This window comes from Helicobacter pylori (assembly GCF_011140715.1).
In the GTDB taxonomy this organism is placed as follows: Bacteria; Campylobacterota; Campylobacteria; order Campylobacterales; family Helicobacteraceae; genus Helicobacter; species Helicobacter pylori_DA.
In genome coordinates this window covers 24,969-37,764 of the sequence record NZ_SFZZ01000026.1, presented here as the reverse complement: position 1 = coordinate 37,764, position 12,796 = coordinate 24,969, and the positions used below count along the sequence as shown (strand labels likewise).

At 38.4% G+C, this 12,796-nt stretch carries 10 protein-coding genes and 4 tRNA genes; 13 read left to right on the top strand and 1 reads right to left on the bottom strand.

What is annotated here, in order from left to right:
- The first annotated feature begins 39 nt into the window (after window positions 1-39).
- From EWZ81_RS03160 to EWZ81_RS03125, 8 genes are all read left to right on the top strand, one after another.
- The gene (locus tag EWZ81_RS03160) at window positions 40-531 is read left to right on the top strand and encodes a hypothetical protein (protein WP_165548991.1); all 492 of its coding nucleotides are present in this window, start codon (window positions 40-42) and stop codon (window positions 529-531) included.
- Between the two features lie 10 nt (window positions 532-541).
- On the top strand, window positions 542-2,068 hold the full coding sequence (guaA, locus tag EWZ81_RS03155) for a glutamine-hydrolyzing GMP synthase (protein ID WP_165548990.1): 1,527 nt from the start codon (window positions 542-544) through the stop codon (window positions 2,066-2,068).
- Window positions 2,069-2,152: 84 nt separating this feature from the next.
- A complete protein-coding gene (hpaA2, locus tag EWZ81_RS03150; RefSeq protein WP_165548989.1) occupies window positions 2,153-2,902 on the top strand; it encodes an HpaA2 protein in 750 nt (249 codons plus the stop codon).
- 182 nt (window positions 2,903-3,084) lie between these two features.
- Window positions 3,085-3,162, top strand: a tRNA-Pro gene (locus tag EWZ81_RS03145).
- Window positions 3,163-3,229: 67 nt separating this feature from the next.
- Window positions 3,230-3,306 (top strand) — tRNA-His (locus EWZ81_RS03140).
- Between the two features lie 61 nt (window positions 3,307-3,367).
- A tRNA-Arg gene (locus EWZ81_RS03135) sits at window positions 3,368-3,444 on the top strand.
- A gap of 21 nt (window positions 3,445-3,465) precedes the next feature.
- A tRNA-Arg gene (locus EWZ81_RS03130) sits at window positions 3,466-3,542 on the top strand.
- Window positions 3,543-4,228: 686 nt separating this feature from the next.
- Entirely contained in the window at window positions 4,229-6,100 is a 1,872-nt protein-coding gene (locus EWZ81_RS03125; protein ID WP_001238084.1) for a mechanosensitive ion channel family protein, read from the top strand.
- Window positions 6,101-6,109: 9 nt separating this feature from the next.
- Here the strand turns inward: EWZ81_RS03125 and cfaS are convergent, their stop codons facing one another.
- The gene (gene cfaS, locus EWZ81_RS03120; RefSeq protein WP_165548988.1) at window positions 6,110-7,279 is read right to left on the bottom strand and encodes a cyclopropane fatty acid synthase; all 1,170 of its coding nucleotides are present in this window, start codon (window positions 7,277-7,279) and stop codon (window positions 6,110-6,112) included.
- A 169-nt stretch (window positions 7,280-7,448) separates the two neighbouring features.
- Between cfaS and metG the strand changes: the two genes are divergently transcribed.
- From metG to EWZ81_RS03095, 5 genes are read left to right on the top strand one after another with little or no spacing between them, the layout of a single operon-like run.
- Window positions 7,449-9,365 carry a methionine--tRNA ligase gene (metG, locus tag EWZ81_RS03115; protein WP_165548987.1) on the top strand — a complete coding sequence of 639 codons (1,917 nt, stop codon included), beginning with the start codon at window positions 7,449-7,451 and terminating at the stop codon, window positions 9,363-9,365.
- Complete coding sequence (locus EWZ81_RS03110) at window positions 9,366-10,385, top strand: ferrochelatase (protein WP_165548986.1); 1,020 nt, start codon at window positions 9,366-9,368, stop codon at window positions 10,383-10,385.
- 3 nt (window positions 10,386-10,388) lie between these two features.
- Window positions 10,389-11,174, top strand: a complete 786-nt coding sequence (gene cmoB, locus EWZ81_RS03105; RefSeq protein ID WP_165548985.1) for a tRNA 5-methoxyuridine(34)/uridine 5-oxyacetic acid(34) synthase CmoB — start codon at window positions 10,389-10,391, stop codon at window positions 11,172-11,174.
- 16 nt (window positions 11,175-11,190) lie between these two features.
- Window positions 11,191-11,619: a hotdog domain-containing protein gene (locus tag EWZ81_RS03100; RefSeq protein WP_001158293.1), complete on the top strand. Its 429-nt coding sequence runs from the start codon at window positions 11,191-11,193 to the stop codon at window positions 11,617-11,619.
- Window positions 11,620-11,623: 4 nt separating this feature from the next.
- The gene (locus EWZ81_RS03095) at window positions 11,624-12,793 is read left to right on the top strand and encodes a glycosyltransferase family 4 protein (protein WP_079299359.1); all 1,170 of its coding nucleotides are present in this window, start codon (window positions 11,624-11,626) and stop codon (window positions 12,791-12,793) included.
- Window positions 12,794-12,796 lie beyond the last annotated feature (3 nt).

Sequence of the window (12,796 nt, the reverse complement as noted above, 5' to 3'; positions counted from 1 at the left end):
GTAGTTATGCAACCGATGATAAGTCAAGGATTATAAAAGATGAGCGTTTTTCAAATGAGTTTGAAATGTTGCGTGGGGTTGGTTTTGTCTATGGGGGTCTTATTAGGGGATTTTAAAGCTTTTAAGGTTAGGGTGGATAAAAGTTTAGCTCTGCCCTTTTTGAATGTGCTTTCATTAGCTTTTAAACAAGACATGAGAAAAGAGATCGTTTTTGTTTTCACCAAAAGCAACAAGTTGAGTAAAAAAGTCCTTTGTGGTTTTGACGCTTTTTTATTGCCTGAATCTCTGATGAGCGGCATGCCTAAAAAAGCGCTATTCCATAAGGAATTTTTATTCCAATCTAAAGAAAGCAAGACGCTCTATGCGTTTTCGCTGATTGATTCTCAATATTGCTCAAAAGGTGGAAATTACAGATACGAACTAGAAAAATTAGAACGCTGGTTTGTGCAAAAAGCTCCTGAGTTAGCTGAGAGCCACAGAGTGGATTATAAGAGCCAGTATGATAAAACACAAACAAAAAAACAAAAATAAAGAATGAGCGATGATTTTAGTATTAGATTTTGGGAGTCAATACACACAGCTGATTGCTAGAAGATTGAGAGAGAGTGGGATTTATGCAGAAATAGTCCCTTTTTTTGAAAGCGTAGAAAACATTCAAAAAAAAGCCCCTAAAGGTTTGATTTTGAGTGGGGGGCCAGCGAGCGTGTACGCTAAAGACGCTTACAAGCCTAACGAGAAAATCTTTGATTTGAATGTGCCGATTTTAGGGATTTGCTACGGCATGCAATATTTGGTGGATTTTTTTGGGGGGGTAGTGGTTGGTGCGAATGAGCAAGAATTTGGTAAGGCTGTTTTAGAAATCGCTCAAAATTCTGTGATTTTTGAAGGCGTGAAGATTAAAAGCCTTGTGTGGATGAGCCATATGGATAAAGTCATAGAATTGCCTAAAGGCTTTACTACCCTTGCAAAAAGCCCTAATTCCCCCCATTGCGCGATTGAAAACGGCAAGATTTTTGGCTTGCAATTCCACCCAGAAGTCGTTCAAAGCGAAGAGGGGGGTAAGATTTTAGAAAATTTTGCCCTTTTGGTTTGCGGCTGTGAAAAAACTTGGGGGATGCAGCATTTCGCTCAAAGAGAAATCGCGCGGTTGAAAGAAAAAATCGCTGACGCTAATGTGTTGTGCGCGGTGAGTGGGGGCGTGGATTCTACGGTGGTCGCTACGCTATTACACAAAGCTATTAAAGATAATTTGATCGCTGTTTTTGTGGATCATGGCTTGTTGCGTAAAAATGAAAAAGAAAAAGTCCAAGCGATGTTTAAAGACTTGCAAATCCCTTTAAACACGATAGATGCTAAAGAAGTCTTTTTGTCTAAATTGAAGGGCGTGAGCGAGCCTGAGTTGAAGCGAAAAATCATCGGTGAAACCTTTATTGAAGTGTTTGAAAAAGAAGCCAAAAAGCACCATTTAAAAGGTAAAATTGAATTTTTAGCCCAAGGCACTTTATACCCTGATGTGATTGAATCTGTGAGCGTTAAAGGGCCTTCAAAAGTGATCAAAACGCACCATAATGTGGGCGGACTGCCTGAATGGATGGACTTTAAACTCATAGAGCCTTTAAGGGAATTGTTTAAAGATGAGGTGCGCTTATTGGGTAAAGAATTGGGCGTTAGCCAGGATTTTTTAATGCGCCACCCCTTTCCAGGGCCTGGGCTTGCTGTAAGGATTTTAGGCGAAGTCAGCGAGAGTAAGATCAAGTGCTTGCAAGAAGCGGATTTTATTTTTATAGAGGAGCTTAAAAAAGCCAATTTGTATGACAAGGTTTGGCAAGCTTTTTGCGTGCTGTTGAATGTCAATTCTGTGGGGGTGATGGGGGATAATCGCACTTATGAAAACGCTATTTGTTTAAGGGCGGTAAACGCGAGCGATGGCATGACGGCGAGTTTTTCATTTTTAGAGCATTCTTTTTTAGAAAAGGTTTCTAATCGTATCACTAATGAAGTGAATGGTATCAATAGGGTGGTGTATGATATTACTTCTAAGCCACCAGGAACGATTGAATGGGAATGATTATCTTAAAAAATAGCGCTAAAAGTGGGATTTTTTGGGTAAGATTAGGAATTGATTTTAAATAAAAAGAAAGAAAGGAATTTAATGAAAAAAGGTAGTTTGGCAATCGTTTTAGGATCGTTATTAGCGAGTGGGGCGTTTTATACGGCTCTAGCTGATGGAATGCCTATGAAGCAGCAGCACAATAACATGGGCGAGTCCGTGGATTTGCATTTCCACTATCCTATTAAAGGCAAGCAAGAGCCTAAAAATGGCCATTTAGTTGTCTTAATCGATCCTAAGATAGAGGCTAATAAAGTTATCCCTGAAAATTATCAAAAAGAGTTTGAGAAATCTTTGTTTCTCCAATTGAGTAGTTTTTTAGAGAGAAAAGGCTATAGCGTTTCGCAATTTAAAGATGCTAGCGAAATCCCTCAAGACATCAAAGAAAAAGCGTTGCTCGTTTTACGCATGGATGGGAATGTGGCTATCTTAGAAGATATTGTAGAAGAGAGCGATGCGCTCAATGAAGAAAAAGTGATAGACATGTCTTCAGGGTATTTGAATTTGAATTTTGTTGAGCCAAAAAGTGAAGACATTATCCATAGTTTTGGTATTGATGTTTCAAAGATTAAGGCTGTGATTGAAAGGGTGGAATTGCGGCGCACCAATTCTGGAGGTTTTGTCCCCAAAACTTTTGTGCATAGGATCAAGGAAACCGACCATGATCAAGCCATTAAAAAAATCATGAATCAAGCTTATCACAAAGTGATGGTGCAGATCACCAAAGAGTTAAGCAAAAAACACATGGAACATTATGAAAAAGTTTCTAGTGAAATGAAAAAACGAAAGTAGTTTTAAGAAACGAAAAGCTTAAAAATCATTTAGAGCTGTTTTTAAAAAAGCAGCTTTTAAAAGGGTGGGGGAGTTGGATTAGGTGTTTTTTGAGCGTCAATTTTGATTTTTAGCGGTATTTTTGAAAAATTACGCTCAAAAATTAGAAAATTCAGTTATAATAACGCTTCATGTGAAAATTTCGGGGCGTAGCGCAGTCTGGTTAGCGCACTTGGTTTGGGACCAAGGGGTCGAAGGTTCGAATCCTTTCGCCCCGACCACTTTTTCACATAATTTATTGTTCTGTTTAAGATTCTTTGGTAGAATATCGCTTCCTTTCATTGAATGGTGGGAGTAGCTCAGTCGGTTAGAGCATCAGATTGTGGTCCTGAGGGTCGTGGGTTCAATTCCCATCTTCCACCCCATCTCATTAAATAAGCGTTTTTACCAAGTTTTATGTTAGTCATTCCTTTATTTGAATTGTAAGCGTTCGTAGCTCAATTGGATAGAGCACCAGACTTCGGATCTGGGGGTTAGGGGTTCGACTCCCTTCGGGCGTACCACCTAACATTAATACCATTAATGCGCTTGTAGCTCAGCTGGATAGAGCAACAGCCTTCTAAGCCGTAGGTCGCAGGTTCGAGTCCTGCCAAGCGCACCACTTTTGACATTCTTTAAAGAGGAGTTATGGATTCTTTAGAGTGGGGATTACTCATTTTCTTAATTCTTGTTTTTCTTATAGGCATAGGATACTACATTTTTATGGTTCTTTCTTCTAAAGATTGATTATCAAATCCCTTTGTTTTAGCCGTATTTGAAGCCTAAAAGGTGTTTTTTAAAGAATGATGAGTGGTATCGCAAGCGCAAAAGCGAGATTGGATTACCCTTTTGCCCTATAGCCCAATTACAAAAGATAGGTTAGAAATCCCTAAAGCATGGATCTCACGCAAAAACATTTAACAAAAGCGATGATAAAATCTAAAGAATAATAAAGAATAAGAGATATATAAAAATGTGCACATTATCCGTGACTTCATTGCACCGAACAGGGAAAGCTTTTTGACTACGGCCTACGCAAAATCCTACTATAAAAATATTAAATAAAGCAAGAGTTTTTGTTAAAAATTTATTTTTTAAAAAAATACTCCAAGCATTGCATCAAGTGATATAGCGATCTGAAAAGAGGCTCACAATTGAGCTAAAGCCCGCTTTTTAGGGCTAAATAAAAAGCGTTTTCAAATTGCATGGGTAACTTTATGGGGCGAAGCGTTTCTAAATTTTGGTATAATCGCGAGGCATTTGCTAAAAATCATAGAAAGAAATTTTATTGTTTGAATGGGGTTTTATATGCGTTTATTATTGTGGTGGGTATTGGTATTATCGCTCTTTTTAAATCCTTTGAGAGCGGTTGAAGAGCATGAGACAGATGCGGTGGATTTGTTTTTGATTTTCAATCAAATCAACCAGCTCAATCAAGTCATTGAAACTTACAAAAAAAACCCTGAAAGAAGCGCTGAAATCTCTCTGTACAACACCCAAAAGAACGACTTGATTAAAAGTTTGACTTCTAAAGTGTTGAATGAAAGGGATAAGATCGGGATTGATATCAATCAAAATTTAAAAGAGCAGGAAAAAATCAAAAAGCGTTTGTCTAAAAGCATTAAGGGCGATGATTTCTACACTTTCATGAAAGATAGATTGTCTTTAGATATTTTATTGATAGATGAAATTTTGTATCGTTTTATAGATAAAATCAGGAGCAGTATTGATATTTTTAGCGAACAAAAAGACGTGGAAAGTATCAGCGATGCTTTCCTTTTGCGTTTAGGGCAATTCAAACTCTACACTTTCCCTAAAAATTTAGGCAATGTCAAAATGCATGAATTAGAGCAGATGTTTAGCGATTATGAATTGCGTTTGAACACTTACACTGAAGTTTTGCGTTACATTAAAAACCACCCTAAAGAAGTGCTTCCTAAAAACTTGATCATGGAAGTGAATATGGATTTTGTGTTAAACAAGATCAGCAAGGTTTTGCCTTTCACAGCCCATAGCTTGCAAGTGAGTAAGATCGCGCTGGCTTTGATGATTTTAGCCTTATTGTTAGGTTTAAGGAAATTGATCACTTGGCTTTTAGCCTTATTATTAGATCGTATTTTTGAAATCATGCAACGCAATAAAAAAATGCATGTCAATGTGCAAAGCAGCATTGTTTCGCCGGTTTCTGTCTTTTTAGCCCTATTCAGTTGCGATGTGGCTTTAGACATTTTCTACTACCCTAACGCATCGCCTCCTAAAGTTTCTATGTGGGTGGGCGCGGTGTATATCATGCTTTTAGCATGGTTAGTGATAGCGCTTTTTAAAGGCTATGGGGAAGCGTTGGTTACCAATATGGCTACCAAAAGCACGCACAATTTTAGAAAAGAAGTGATCAACTTGATTTTAAAAGTCGTGTATTTTTTGATTTTTATTGTCGCGCTTTTAGGGGTTTTGAAACAACTAGGGTTTAACGTTTCAGCCATCATCGCTTCTTTAGGGATTGGGGGGTTAGCGGTGGCTTTGGCGGTTAAAGATGTGTTGGCGAATTTTTTTGCTTCGGTCATTTTATTATTAGACAATTCGTTTTCTCAAGGGGATTGGATCGTGTGCGGTGAAGTGGAGGGAACGGTGGTGGAAATGGGGTTAAGGCGCACCACAATTAGGGCTTTTGATAACGCTCTTTTGTCCGTGCCTAATTCAGAATTAGCCGGAAAACCCATCAGGAATTGGAGCCGGCGTAAAGTGGGAAGGCGCATTAAAATGGAAATAGGCTTAACCTATAGCTCCAGTCAAAGTGCCTTACAGCTTTGCGTGAAAGACATTAAAGAAATGTTAGAAAACCACCCCAAAATCGCTAATGGAGCCGATAGCGCTTTGCAAAACGCGAGCGATTACCGCTACATGTTTAAAAAGGATATTGTTTCTATTGACGATTTTTTAGGGTATAAAAACAATCTGTTTGTCTTTTTAGACCAGTTTGCGGACAGCTCTATTAATATTTTAGTGTATTGTTTTTCTAAGACGGTGGTTTGGGAAGAGTGGCTAGAAGTCAAAGAAGACGTGATGCTAAAAATCATGGGGATCGTAGAAAAGCACCATTTGAGTTTTGCTTTCCCATCACAGAGTTTGTATGTGGAGAGTTTGCCAGAAGTTAGCCTGAAAGAAGGGGCTAAAATCTAAAACTTGCAATTATTGGTAGATGTATTCTTTGGTTAAGGGGAAAGTGTTATCCACGCTGTTGGTTAAAAGCAATTGGAATAAATCCGCGCTCCCCACCCTGAAAGCGGAAGCGCAAGTCCTTAAATACAGATCCCACATGCGGATAAAGCGTTCGTCATAGCCGAGTCTTTTCACTTTATCTAGATTGTGGTTGAAGTTGTCTCGCCAAATGTCTAAGGTCTTAGCGTAATGGATTCGTAAGCTTTCAGCCATGAGCAGGTGGAAGTCGCACTCGCTCATCACGCTCATCACTTCTCTTAAAGAGGGCAAGTAGCCGCCCGGGAAGATGTATTTATCCACCCATGCGTTAGTCTTGCCTTCAAAACAGCATAAAATGGAGTGGAGCAAAAACATCCCGCCTCTTTTTAACACTTCTTTAACTTTTTTGAAATAAAAGGGCAAATTATCCTTACCCACATGCTCAAACATGCCCACGCTCACCACCTTATCAAAGCGGTATAACCGCCCGTCTAAATCCTGGTAATTCAATAATTTGATCGTTACTTTATCCTCTAACCCTAGCTCTTGGACTCGTTTGTTAGCCTGTTTGTATTGCTCGCTAGAAATGGTGATCCCCATCACTTGCGCCCCATATTCTTGCGCGGCTTTTATAGAGAGATAGCCCCAGCCACAGCCTATATCCAGCAGTTTTTCGCCCGGCTTTAAATGGAGCTTTTTTAAAGTGTGATCCAATTTTTGGAGTTGGGCGGTGTGGAGAGTGTCATCATCTTTTTTGAAATAAGCACATGAATAGCTTAAGGTTTCATCTAACCAGATAGAATAAAAGTCATTCCCTAGATCGTAATGCTTAGAAATATTGGAGCTTTCTCTGATCGGTTTTTGGATAGCTTTAGCGTTGTCATGTTTGTGCAAATGCTCATAATTGGTTTGCAAATACAAAGAATGCATCACCTCATCCATAGAGCCTTCAATATCAATCACGCCGTCCATATAAGCCTCAGCAATCGTCAAAGACATGTCTTTTTTAATATCGCTAAATTTTAGGGGGCGGTGGATCTTAAGGGTGAATTTAGGCGAATGTTCGCCATTCCTATAAACGCTATTATCCCAAAAAACGACCTGATAATCGCCGTTTTTCCACTGCTTGAACATGCTTTTGAGCAAAAATTTTGAAATCATCTGTCTATTCCTTAACTCATTTTTTAATTTTTTGAGCGTTAATTATAATGAATTTTAAGCTAAAAACACCCCACAAATACGCATAAATTCAACCTCTATTCTCTAAATTTTTAAAAGCATGTTAAAATTAAGAGATTTCAAACAATTTTAAGGTAACACGATTATAAAGATGCAAAAATCACTGATCACAACCCCCATTTATTATGTGAATGATGTCCCCCATATTGGCCATGCTTATACGACTTTGATTGCGGACACTTTAAAGAAGTATTACACGCTCCAAGGCGAAGAAGTCTTTTTTTTAACCGGCACCGATGAGCATGGGCAAAAGATCGAACAAAGCGCGAGGTTGAGGAATCAAAGCCCCAAAGCTTACGCCGATAGCATTAGCACGATTTTTAAAAACCAGTGGGATTTTTTCAATTTGGATTATGATGGTTTTATCCGCACCACAGACAGCGAGCATCAAAAATGCGTGCAAAACGCCTTTGAAATCATGTTTGAAAAAGGGGACATTTATAAAGGCACTTATAGCGGGTATTATTGCGTGAGCTGTGAGAGTTATTGCACGATCTCTAAAACGGACAACACGAACGATAAAGTCCTATGCCCTGATTGCTTGAGGGAGACCACGCTTTTAGAAGAAGAGAGTTATTTTTTCAGATTGAGCGCGTATGAGAAGCCTTTATTGGAGTTTTACGCTAAAAACCCTGAAGCGATTTTGCCCATTTATCGTAAAAATGAGGTAACTTCTTTTATTGAGCAGGGTTTATTGGATCTGTCTATCACGCGCACGAGCTTTGAATGGGGCATTCCTTTACCTAAAAAAATGAACGATCCTAAACATGTGGTGTATGTTTGGCTGGACGCTTTATTGAATTATGCGAGCGCGTTAGGGTATTTGAATGGTTTAGACAATAAAATGGCGCATTTTGAACGCGCTAGGCATATTGTGGGTAAGGATATTTTACGCTTCCATGCCATTTATTGGCCAGCCTTTTTGATGAGTTTGAATTTGCCCTTATTCAAACAGCTTTGCGTGCATGGGTGGTGGACGATAGAGGGCGTGAAAATGAGTAAGAGCTTGGGTAATGTTTTAGACGCTCAAAAGCTCGCCATGGAGTATGGGATTGAAGAATTGCGTTATTTTTTATTGCGTGAGGTGCCTTTTGGGCAAGATGGGGATTTTTCTAAAAAAGCGTTAATAGAAAGGATCAATGCGAATTTGAATAACGATTTGGGGAATTTGTTGAATCGTTTGCTAGGCATGGCTAAAAAGTATTTCAATTATTCTCTAAAAAGCGCCAAAATCACGGCGTATTATCCTAAAGAGCTAGAAAAAGCGCATCAAATTTTAGATAACGCTAATTCTTTCGTGCCTAAAATGCAATTGCATAAAGCTTTAGAGGAATTGTTTAATGTTTATGATTTTTTAAACAAACTCATCGCTAAAGAAGAGCCATGGGTTTTGCACAAAAACAACGAATCAGAAAAACTAGAAGCTTTGTTGGGTTTGATCGCAAACGCGCTGTTACAATCAAGCTTCTTACTCTATGCGTTCATGCCAAAGAGTGCTATGAAATTAGCGAGCGCTTTTCGTGTAGAAATCACGCCCAATAATTATGAACGCTTTTTTAAAGCTAAAAAATTACAAGATATGATTTTACAAGACACCGAGCCTTTATTTTGTAAAATGGAAAAAGTGGAAAAAGCCCCACCAACACAAGCAGAAAAAGAAAAAGCCCCACCAACACAAGAAAACTATATCAGCATTGAGGATTTCAAGAAAGTAGAGATTAAAGTGGGGCTTATCAAGGAAGCTCAAAGGATTGAAAAATCCAATAAATTACTGCGCTTGAAAGTGGATTTAGGCGAAAATCGTTTGAGGCAGATCATCTCAGGGATCGCTTTGGATTATGAGCCTGAAAGTTTGGTGGGTCAAATGGTGTGCGTGGTGGCTAATTTAAAACCCGCCAAGCTCATGGGCGAAATGAGTGAGGGCATGATTTTAGCGGTGCGAGATAATGATAATCTGGCTTTAATCAGCCCTACCAAAGAAAAAATCGCAGGAAGTTTGATCAGTTAAATGCGATTAGGGGTGAATGAAGCCGTAGAATTGAGTTTGGGTGAATTGCAAAACACGCCCTCAATCAGCTATTTTAATTCCATTGTTTTGTCTTTAAATAAGGTACAAAAAGGCTCTTTATTTGCCGCTAAAGATCATGCTCTCATTCCTAAAGCTTTAGAGTTAGGGGCTTATGGGATTTTATACACAGGAGAGTATCCTTTAAGCGATAGGGATGTGGCATGGATCAAGCTTAAAGATATAGAGCATTCTTTGAACCATTTGTTTAAATTTTGCTTGTTGAACGAGCGCGTGGTTGGAGCGTTACTAAGCCCCATAGAATTAGAGATCGCTTCTAAAATCATCGTGAGCGATTTTGTGTGGTGCTTGAAAGAAAGCCTTGAAGATTTATTCATTATAGAGGGGTGTAAAATAGCCTTTTTTGATAAATTGGAGTGGCTTCATTTATTTTATAAGCAGGAGCGCTTGAGAGAAGATTTAAAGGAAGATTTAAAAGAAAGCCGTTTGATTGTTCTCAACCAATCCTTTTTTTGCAGCGCTTTAGTCTATGAAAAACAAGAATACGAATTAAAAATGCCATGCGTCTTTTTAGAGCCATTAAAAAGGGTCATTCAATTGTGCGAAAAATTACAAATTGAATTTGATTTGAATCTTTTAAGCAAGAAAGAACCTGCTTTAGATCATTGCAAACCCTTTTTTGTGAATAAAAATTTAGAAATAGCCCCCTATGGTGCAACGGCAAGGGTGGTTATTGCTGAGGCGTCAAAAGAATTGTTTGAAATGATGCTTCAAAAAGCCTTTGAGACTTTATCGTGGGGGAAAATTGTCGTGTTTTGTCGTAAAAACAGCACGGCTTTCTTTGAAAAAAATAACCCTTATTGTTACACCACCCAAAACAACTTAAAAGAGCAATTAAAAAATTTAGCGTTTAATTTCGCTTTTATTTATGGGATTAGCTCTTCTCATTTAGAATCCCTTTTAAACCCTCCTTTTTTTAAAAAAACCCCCACGCTATGGTAAGTCATGCTCATTTGTAACGATAAATTCAATCCAAAAACCCTTTTAGAAGAAATCATGGCGTTAAGGCCATGGCGTAAAGGCCCTTTTAAAATTTCTCAAATCAAGATTGATAGCGAATGGGATAGCTCTATTAAATGGGATCTAGTCAAAAACGCCACTCCTTTAAAAGATAGGGTTGTGGCTGATGTGGGTTGCAATAACGGCTATTACTTGTTTAAGATGCTAGAATATAAGCCTAAAAGCTTGGTGGGGTTTGATCCGGGCGTTTTAGTCAAAAAACAATTTGAATTTTTAGCCCCCTTTTTTGATAAAGAAAAAAAAATCATTTATGAGTCTTTGGGGGTAGAGGATTTGCATGAAAAATACCCTAACGCTTTTGATGTCATTTTTTGTTTAGGGGTGCTATACCACAGAAAAAGCCCGCTAGAGGCTTTAAAAGCCTTGTATCATGCTTTGAAAATAAAAGGGGAGTTGGTGTTGGATACCTTAATCATTGATTCGCCCCTAGACATCGCCCTTTGCCCTAAAAAAACTTACGCTAAAATGAAAAATGTTTATTTTATCCCTAGCGTTAGCGCACTAAAGGGGTGGTGCGAAAGGGTGGGGTTTGAAAATTTTGAGGTTCTTAGCGTTTTAAAGACCACGCCTAAAGAACAGCGTAAAACGGATTTTATTTTGGGGCAGAGTTTGGAAGATTTTTTGGATAAAACAGATCCCTTTAAAACTTTAGAGGGGTATGACGCTCCTTTGAGAGGGTATTTTAAAATGCTTAAACCAAGCAAGCGTTAAAATAAAGGATAAGATAGTGCAAGAATCAGTCGTTCATGTGGATTATGACTCTTTAGAGACTTGTAAGAATTTCAAACCAAGCGTTGGCACTGAATTGGTCGTTTTAGAAAAAGATATAGCCCATGCGCGTTTCAAGGGCAATGAAAGCATGGTGTATGAAGAAAATTTTGTGCATGCCGGGTTTGTGCTTATTGCGTGCAATTATGCGGCCTTATGCGCGTTGAATAAAAGACACAGCGTAGTAGTTTCTAATAACATCAATTTTTACGCCCCCCTAGAATTGAATCAAGAAGCGCTCATTAAAGCGCAAGTGATTCAAGATGGCGTGAAAAAAGCTGAAATAAAAATAGAGGCGTTTGTGTTAGACATTCAGGTTTTAGAGGGAATGATAGAAATCGTGGTGTTTGATAAAAAGCCTTTTAAATTCAATTTTAAAGAAGAGTAGTTAAATGGTTATTGTTTTAGTCGTGGATAGCTTTAAAGACACCAGTAATGGCACTTCTATGACAGCGTTTCGTTTTTTTGAAGCGCTGAAAAAAAGAGGGCATGTGATGAGAGTGGTCGCCCCTCATGTGGATAATTTAGGGAGTGAAGAAGAGGGGTATTACAACCTTAAAGAGCGCTACATCCCCCTAGTTACAGAAATTTCACACAAACAACACATTCTTTTTGCTAAACCGGATGAAAAAATCTTAAGAAAGGCTTTTAAGGGAGCGGATATGATCCATACTTATTTGCCTTTTTTGCTAGAAAAAACAGCCGTAAAAATCGCGCGAGAAATGCAAGTGCCTTACATTGGCTCTTTCCATTTACAGCCAGAGCATATTTCCTATAACATGAAATTGGGGCAATTTTCTTGGTTTAACATGACGCTTTTTTCGTGGTTTAAATCTTCGCATTACCGCTATATCCACCATATCCATTGCCCGTCAAAATTCATTGTAGAAGAATTAGAAAAATACAATTATGGAGGGAAAAAATACGCTATTTCTAACGGCTTTGATCCCATGTTTAAATGCGAACACCCACAAAAAAGCCTTTTTGACACCACGCCCTTTAAAATCGCTATGGTAGGGCGCTATTCTAATGAAAAAAATCAAAGCGTTCTCATTAAGGCGATTGCTTTAAGCCGATACAAACAAGATATTGTATTATTGCTCAAAGGCAAAGGGCCTGATGAGAAAAAAATCAAACTTTTAGCCCAAAAACTAGGCGTAAAAACGGAGTTTGGGTTTGTCAATTCTAATGAATTGTTAGAGATTTTAAAAACTTGCACCCTTTATGCGCACACAGCCAATGTGGAAAGCGAAGCGATTGCGTGTTTAGAGGCTATTAGCGTGGGGATTGTGCCTGTTATCGCTAATAGCCCTTTAAGCGCGACCAGGCAATTCGCGCTAGATGAACGATCGTTATTTGAGCCTAATAACGCTAAAGATTTGAGCGCTAAAATAGACTGGTGGTTAGAAAACAAGCTTGAAAGAGAAAGAATGCAAAACGAATACGCTAAAAGCGCTTTAAACTACACTTTAGAAAATTCAGTCATTCAAATTGAAAAGGTTTATGAAGAAGCGATCAAAGATTTTAAAAATAACCCCCATCTCTTTAAAACCTTATCGTGATAA

Coding starts and splice junctions, on each gene's coding strand:
- EWZ81_RS03095 (WP_079299359.1), top strand. CDS start 11,624: ATGGTTATTGTTTTAGTCGTGGATAGCTTTAAAGACACCAGTAATGGC.
- EWZ81_RS03125 (WP_001238084.1), top strand. CDS start 4,229: ATGCGTTTATTATTGTGGTGGGTATTGGTATTATCGCTCTTTTTAAAT.
- guaA (WP_165548990.1), top strand. CDS start 542: ATGATTTTAGTATTAGATTTTGGGAGTCAATACACACAGCTGATTGCT.
- cfaS (WP_165548988.1), bottom strand. CDS start 7,279: ATGATTTCAAAATTTTTGCTCAAAAGCATGTTCAAGCAGTGGAAAAAC.
- cmoB (WP_165548985.1), top strand. CDS start 10,389: ATGCTCATTTGTAACGATAAATTCAATCCAAAAACCCTTTTAGAAGAA.
- hpaA2 (WP_165548989.1), top strand. CDS start 2,153: ATGAAAAAAGGTAGTTTGGCAATCGTTTTAGGATCGTTATTAGCGAGT.
- EWZ81_RS03110 (WP_165548986.1), top strand. CDS start 9,366: ATGCGATTAGGGGTGAATGAAGCCGTAGAATTGAGTTTGGGTGAATTG.
- metG (WP_165548987.1), top strand. CDS start 7,449: ATGCAAAAATCACTGATCACAACCCCCATTTATTATGTGAATGATGTC.
- EWZ81_RS03160 (WP_165548991.1), top strand. CDS start 40: ATGAGCGTTTTTCAAATGAGTTTGAAATGTTGCGTGGGGTTGGTTTTG.